The sequence below is a fragment of the Chryseobacterium limigenitum genome, from assembly GCF_900114875.1.
Taxonomy (GTDB): Bacteria; Bacteroidota; Bacteroidia; order Flavobacteriales; family Weeksellaceae; genus Chryseobacterium; species Chryseobacterium limigenitum.
Window position 1 is genome coordinate 1 of record NZ_FPKW01000044.1, and the last position, 7,720, is coordinate 7,720.

A 7,720-nucleotide genomic window follows, 5' to 3' on the forward strand; every position below is an offset into this window, starting at 1 on the left:
TGAAAACCAGTACAATTATATCTAAAATCACAATCAAAAAAATTAGTGTATATATATTATTTTTTCAATATTTTAATAAAAATCAATTATAAGTACCAAATTAATACTATTCATTTAAAAAAATAGCTTAATAAATTAACTTCAATTTTAATTTCAAGTTTGTTTTTCTGAATTATTTTTTTCATTAAAAACATTTTTTGTTATAAATATTCAAAAAACTCCGATTAGAATACTAGTCGGAGTTTCTAATGCTTTAGCTTTATAAAACACAAAAAACCTCGCAACTTGCGAGTGAACTTGCAACTATTTTTGAGACAAAATTTATATACTTCTTTACGCTACATTTTTAGATTGATTAGACATTAAATTTTGATACTCTCTTATGGTTAAATTTCCTAAAGCTGAATGCCTTCTTTGGGTGTTGTAAAATGTTTCTATATATTCAAACACAGAGTTTTTGGCATGGTCTCTAGTTTCATATTTATTTTGATAAATAAGTTCCGTTTTTAAGGTCTTGAAAAAACTCTCCGCTACTGCATTATCATAGCAATTTCCTTTTCCGCTCATACTTCGAGTAATGTTTTTTCCGACTATTGATGTAAATTCTGTACACGCATATTGTATCCCTCTATCTGAATGGAAAATCAAGCTATCATGATCCTGTAAAGGACGGTGAAGTCGTGCCATTTTCAAGGCAGCAATACTGGTGTCCTGAGCTTTCATCGTCTCACTTAACGACCACCCTATAACCTTTCTGTCAAATAAGTCAATAACTGTAGTGAGATATAACCAGCCCTGACCTGTACGGATATAGGTAATATCAGAAACCCATACTTCTCTGCTGTTTTTAACCCGAAAATTCTGATTTAAATAATTTTCAACAACAGGGTGATGAGATGAAACCTAACGAAGTGGTTCGGCGTAGCCAATTGGTAGTCTTCTTAAATTTTTTCTTTACAATACTTCTCAGGTTGCGTTCTCTCATTAGTCTGGCCACCAAAGGACGTGAAGCTCTCATTCCTTTTGCTTCCAGTTCTCGGGCAATACGAGGGCTTCCATATCTCCCACGGCTCCAATGATAAATACTAAAGATTTCTGCTGATAAAATGGCTCTTCTTTCTGATTGCTTACTCGGTTTTCTTTTCTTCCAATGATAGAAACTGCTCCTGCTTACCTTTAATACCTCACACATCTTCCCGACAGGAAACACACTAGCGTGTTCTTTGATAAATTTATATCTTACCCGTCTCTCTTGGAGAAGATGCCTACCGCCTTTTTTAAGATATCACGTTCAAGCTTTGTTTCTTCTAGTTCTTTGCGAAGTCTCAATAACTCTTCCCTTATTGGATCAGAGGATATTTGTTTTTCCTTGCTAAGTTTACCTTCTTTGTGAAGTTTTCGCCAATTAACGAGACTTTCTTTACAGATCCCCAATTCTTCAGCTACCGAGGATACATTGCCTCGCTGCTCACTTAAAGATACTGCTTGGATTTTAAATTCTAAACTGTAATTTTTTCTGATCTTTTTCATACTCTTAAAGTTAAAGAGTATAAGAATTGTGTCCTAACAAAGTTAGCAACTCCAATCCGCCGCACAAATTGGTTGTAAGACGGACTCTTTGTTTAATTCTTAATGACCTTTTTCATTAGTATTCCTTTTTCTGTATTCATTTTAAGTAAAAATACTCCTGAAGAATTACTGTGAATAGTAAGCTTTGTATTTTGACTGTTGATACCGATTTGCTTCTGAATAATTCTTCCCTGTGCATCATATACTTCAACAGAGTTGATTTTAGAATCAGCATTAATATTTACTTCTCCTTTTGTCGGGATTGGATATATTGTAATTGAATGATCAGTTTTGGCTTCTGAAGCTTGCAGTACACCACCATTTTCAATTGTAGTCACAGCATCGTTGGTAACAATAGGGAAATTATAATCGAAATAAATATTAGCTTTATTATTGACACTGTCTCCTGATGTTAATGTATTTTTAGAAACCATTTTCATCAGAACATTTCCGTGGCCTCCGTTTCCTAGATTGGCATATTCCATAATAAACTCTACTTTATTATCTCTTACTCTGGTATAAACCTGATGAGAGGTATTTTGTAGCTGAAGAGTGGAAATATCAAAATCGTTGGGATCAACATCCATTTCAACAACAATGTTGGTTGCAGGAGCTGTCCCTGTATTTTCAAAATTAACAATGTAATGAAGGTATTTACCCACCATTGATTGTGGAATAGAATTTCCTTCTATACAAACAATATCATTAGGATCAAAAGAGTTCACCACTGCTTGTTTATAACTGAAACTATTATCTTCAGGCTTAATATCTCCTACAAGAGGATTCACCACTGCTGAAAAATTTAAAATATCTCCTGAGTTAACCGGATTTGTTGGGTGAGATGGAGTATTTATATTGAAAACAATTTCTGTCACAGTATTTCCATAAGGCTTCAGATTAGTAAAATTGAATGTTATATGATTTCCGGCAATTGATGCATAAGGCAGAGTAGAAGAAATAAAATTCATTTTTGAGCTGTCAAAAGTAAGAGTTACATTTCCTGAAAGGGTAGTATTTCCTTTGTTTCTCCACATGAGTTTATATTTTGCATCAAAGCCAGGTGTTGCATTCGTTTCGGGAGCGATCACAACTTCCAGGTCATTGGCATTCCCATTTTTTGTTACGCAGATATTTTGATTGAATATATTATTATTGTTATTAGGGAAACTTGTAGTGAAAATGGAAGGAGTCACCGTGAAAAGTACTGGGTTCTCAGGTTCTGCAGTTACCGTAAAACTTCCTGCCTGAGTATAAAAATCAAACTTCCCGTTGTTTTTTACAAAAGTTTCTCCAGTATTAGTCCCATCATTTATTTTCAGTTTCATATGCTCGAAAAACTCATCATTGGTATCACAACCGTTGTTATTTTCGTCAAATCTCACAGTTCCGGTGATGGTATTGTAGTTTCCTCCTGGAACAAATGAACAATAGGTGTTGAGATGTACGTTGTTTAAACTACCTGTAAAATTTGCAAAAGCATCTGTAAATGCTGCTAATTCATTATCATCACAGCAAACATATTTTACATAATTTAAACCTTCTACAACTTCGAAAGTGGAAGAAGATACAGAAGCAGGATCATAATTTAAAACTCCGTTTTTCATGAATAAATATTCCAATAATGGATTGTTAGCAAATACAGCATAACCCAATTTGTGCAAACTGTTAATATCTATTGATACAAATTTATTGTAAGCAACGTTCAACTTTTCAAGGTTTACACAGTCATTAAGATTAACTATATTATTAATTTGATTAAAACTGATATCTAATTCTTTCAGACTAGATAAACCTGTCAGATCTATACTAGTCATACTTGAGAAATCTATATTTCCGCTGCATGTTAAGTATTGTAAGCCGGTTGATCCACTAATATTTAAATCTGTGAGATAATAATTTTTGGTAAGTATTAATCTTTTTAAATTCGGTTTGTTACTTAAATTAATTGTGGTAACACCTGACGGAGTATTTGAAAGATAAGAATTTGAACCAATAAATTCAAATTCGGTAAGATTATTAAAATATTCTATACCAGTTAAACTATTTATATTATTAAAGACTGTTGAAGTAACCTCAATGTATAATCCTCCAACCTGTTCTGCTTCACTTACCTGTATTTCTCCGTCACCATTAGCATCTATGGCAAAATAATTTCCGTTCAGATCTTTAGCATAACTATTTCCTGGCGCGGAGTATACAAGCCTATCTTTAAAATTAGCATCAGGAATATTAATAATTTGTGCATTAGCTGCTAAGGATAACAGTGAGAAAAGTAATAATAATTTTATTTTCATATATAGTGTTTTAATTAATTTTTAAACAAATTTATTTATAAATTGTCTTTTTATATATAACAAGTGAGTATTTGCCGGGTTTTATTTAGAATTTAAAGTCTGTTAATTAATTCCTGCAGTCTTTCTTTTTTTCTTTGTGAAACCGAAAGCTGGGAACCATCTGACATCACTACAAAACCACCGTCTTTCCTTATATAGGATTTTAATTCATTTAAATTAATGAGATGCGACTGATGGATACGCTCAAAACCATGTTCTCCTAAAAGTTCCTCATATTCTTTCAGTGTTTTTGAAATAATAACGGGTCTATGACCCTTTACATAAAACGTTGTATAATTATTTTCACTTTCACACCTGATAATATCTTTTATTTCAAATAAATGAATCCCTTCAGAGGTGGAAAGAGCAATCTTTTTAAAACTCTCTGTTTTCTTGCTTATATTATCTAAGAGCAGTTCAATATGTTTATAATTGCTGTTTTTGTTTTGTAAATTCTTAATTTTAACGATAACGTTTTTCAGTTCATCCGGATCTACAGGTTTTAATAAAAAATCCAGGGCACTGAATCTGAAAGCTTTTATAGCAAACTTTTCGTGAGCTGTGATAAATACAATATGAGGAGAGTTTTGTCCCTGTTTCTGATTAAGCTGTTCCAAAATGTCAAAACCGGTTCCATCATTCATTAAAATATCCAGAAATACAATATCCGGCTGTAGGTTTTTTATCAGTTTAATACCGGATTGTACACTTTCTGCTTCACCTAAAACCACAATTTCAGTAGCATACAGATTGAGCATTGCTTTCATACCTTCGCGCAGATTGGTATCGTCATCTATAATCACAGCACTAATCATAATTTACCTTTTATATATTCTAACGGAAGCTTCAAAAGTACTCTTGTACCTTCGGGTGTTCCGTTTTCATTTTTCAGTTCTTCTATTTTCAGATATACTTTCTTTTTTTCAAGTTCTTCCCATGTTTCCAATCTTTTTTTTGAAATTTCCATTGCCATAGATTTGTGTACACTCATCGAGTTCTCTTTCATTTTTTTAGAAGTTTCTATTCCGGTTCCGTTATCTTCGATCCCACAAATTAAAAACTCTTTTGTCTGATTAAAACTGATTGTGATAAGACCTTTTTCCTTTTTGGGAACAACCCCATGAATGACCGAATTTTCCACATAAGGCTGAAGTAAAAGTGAAGGTAAAACCGTATCATCTTCTATCAATGGATCTTTAAAGATTTTGAAATTAAACTTCTGATTAAATCTTAACTGTTCAAGTTCCAGATAGTTTTTCAAAGCTTCAATCTCTTTATCGATGGTCACCAATGATTCTTGGGAAAAATCTAAGGTAAGACGCATTAATTTTGAAAACTTTGCCAAATATTTTATAGCATCCTCCTTATCATTCTGTACAATAAAAGATGAAATGGCAGCAAGACAATTGAACACAAAATGTGGATTCATCTGAAGATGCAAAGCCTTATGCTGAAATTCTGCCAATTGTTTTTGTAGCAGAAGCGTTTTTTCCCGTTCCTTATTACGGTAAAAGAAAAATATTCCAATTAAAATAGTTGTCAACAGTAAAAATCCAAAAATCCATTTTGCTTTCTCCCAATCTGCTTTTTCTTTCTTTTCGATCTGTTTTTTCTCAAATTCGAAATTTAGCTCTGCTTTTAATCTTTCCTTTGCATTTTCAGCTTTGGAAAGCCTTTCTTTAGCCACATTATAATTTTTCAAATGAATAAAAGCCTGTTCTTTATTTCCCTTTTTATCAGAAATTTCAGAAAGCAGTTTTTCACAGTTCATAATAGCTTCGGGCAAATCCAGATCTCTGGAAATTTTCAGACTTTTGTTAATAAAATCATATGATTGATCAAGATCATTTTCATTAAAATAAATTCTTGCTAAAAATAAATAGGTATTTGATAATCCAAATTGATTTTCAGTGCTTTTACATATTTCCTCTGCTTTTAATAAGTAATTTTTTGCGGTTTTAAGTTCTTTTTGGGCAAAATAATATTGAGAAATGTTATTGTATAATTCTCCCATAGCTCTAGCATTCGGATTTTTCTGAAACTCTTCTAAACTTTCATCAAAAAATTGTTTGGCTTTTACCAGATTATTTTCAGTCAAATAGATCAAGCCTATATTAGAGCATGAGACGGCAAGATTGGGACCTTTTATTTCTTTTTGAATCTTATAAGCTTTAAGGTAATAATTCAACGCCTTTATGTCATCGTCAATGGAGTCATAGATCACTCCGATATTATTATAGATTTTTGAAAGTTGGACTTTATTATCGATACTTTCATAAAGCTTCATTGCTTTAAAGTCTTTTTCCAGAGCTTTTGCATAATTATTCTGTTCAGAATACACAATTCCTATACTTCCGAATACCTTTGCCAGAATTTCCTGGACTATTTTGTCATTTTGATCTAACCCGGAAAGTATTTTTTCTGATAGATTAAAATATTTAAGGGCATCATTATAATTCCCAAGAATAATATATGATGTTCCTAAGTTCTGAAACGCTTTTGCTTCCTCTTTTTCATTATGTGTTTTTTTTGCGTTTACCAGTGCTTTATGCGCATATTTTTGCATAGCATCAGGATCAGAACTCTTGTATGCATCAGAAATTTTATTCAGAAGCTCTGTCCTTAATGAAGTATTCGTGGTATGGTGTAAAGTACTAACCAAAGAATCTGCAGTTGTATTTTGTGCAGGGACAAGAAATAATGATAGTGTGAAAATAAGAGTATAAACTTTTTTCATCGTTTGTGTTAATTGGGAGCAAATTTAATTAAAATATGAAAAAAATAAAGGAATGAATGAGGAAACGGTATTTTTAAATTAGAATTTGAGCTCTAACTGTTGAATCTTCTTAAACCAAATTAAAAAAATTAAGGCTTATATTTAATTTGCTTGAGTTGGATGTAGAGGAATTAATGAAACCATTAAGATAATAAGAAATGTCCTGATGGTTGCCTTTAATTACTTTTCACATTTTCAGAATTAGAACCCTTATTCAAACGAAAAATGATGACGTTACTTTCTCTCATCAGCTTTGCTACAAAAGGGCGAGAAGCTCTTATTTCTTTTGATTCCAGTTCCCTTACAATCCGGGGGCTTCCATATCTGCAACGGCTCCAATGATAGATACTGAAGATCTCCGCAGATAAAACAGCTCTTCTTTCTGATTGCATAGTAGGTTTTCTTTTCTTCCAATGATAGAAACTGCTCCTGCTTACCTTTAATACCTTACACATCTTCCCGACAGGAAACACACTAGCGTGTTCTTTGATAAATTTATGTCTTACCCGTCTCTCTTGGAGAAGATGCCTACCGCCTTTTTTAAGATGTCACGCTCAAGCTTTGTTTCTTCAAGTTCCTTGAGAAGCCTTAGTAACTCTTCTCTTATAGGATCGGAGGAAATTTGTTTTTCCTTTGTAAGCTTACCTTCTTTGTGAAGCTTTCTCCAATTGACTAGACTTTCTTTGCAAATCCCCAATTCTTGAGCCGCCAAGGATTGAACTTGCAACTATTTTTGAGACAAAATTTATATACTCTTTATGCTACATTTTTAGATTGATTAGACATTAAATTTTGATACTCTTTTATGGTTAAATTTCCTAAAGCCGAATGCCTTCTGTGAGTGTTGTAAAATGTTTCTATATATTCAAACACAGAGTTTTTAGCATGATCTCTAGTTTCATATTTATTTTGATAGACAAGTTCGGTTTTCAGAGTTTTGAAAAAGCTCTCAGCTACAGCATTGTCATAACAATTTCCTTTTCCGCTCATGCTTCGAGTAATGTTTTTTCCGACTATTGATGTAAATTCTGTACACGCATAT

General features: G+C 32.4%; 5 protein-coding genes and 1 pseudogene. All 6 read right to left on the bottom strand.

Annotated elements, in window-relative coordinates; genetic code table 11:
* Window positions 1-333: 333 nt before the first annotated feature.
* Window positions 334-1,530: pseudogene (locus BT156_RS21500) on the bottom strand (IS3 family transposase).
* Window positions 1,531-1,622: 92 nt separating this feature from the next.
* Window positions 1,623-3,863, bottom strand: coding sequence for a DUF7619 domain-containing protein (locus tag BT156_RS21510; RefSeq protein ID WP_072412964.1), 2,241 nt, complete (start codon window positions 3,861-3,863; stop codon window positions 1,623-1,625).
* Window positions 3,864-3,955: 92 nt separating this feature from the next.
* Window positions 3,956-4,717, bottom strand: a complete 762-nt coding sequence (locus tag BT156_RS21515; RefSeq protein ID WP_072412965.1) for a LytR/AlgR family response regulator transcription factor — start codon at window positions 4,715-4,717, stop codon at window positions 3,956-3,958.
* Window positions 4,714-6,639 (bottom strand): tetratricopeptide repeat protein, encoded by a 1,926-nt coding sequence (locus tag BT156_RS21520; RefSeq protein ID WP_072412966.1) that lies wholly within the window; start codon window positions 6,637-6,639, stop codon window positions 4,714-4,716. Before BT156_RS21520 ends, BT156_RS21515 begins: the two co-directional genes overlap by 4 nt.
* 215 nt (window positions 6,640-6,854) lie before the next feature.
* A complete protein-coding gene (locus tag BT156_RS21525; RefSeq protein ID WP_139255562.1) occupies window positions 6,855-7,070 on the bottom strand; it encodes an IS3 family transposase in 216 nt (71 codons plus the stop codon).
* Window positions 7,071-7,434: 364 nt separating this feature from the next.
* Window positions 7,435-7,720: integrase core domain-containing protein (locus BT156_RS21535; protein ID WP_228430227.1), on the bottom strand; the 286-nt coding region annotated here is incomplete at its 5' end.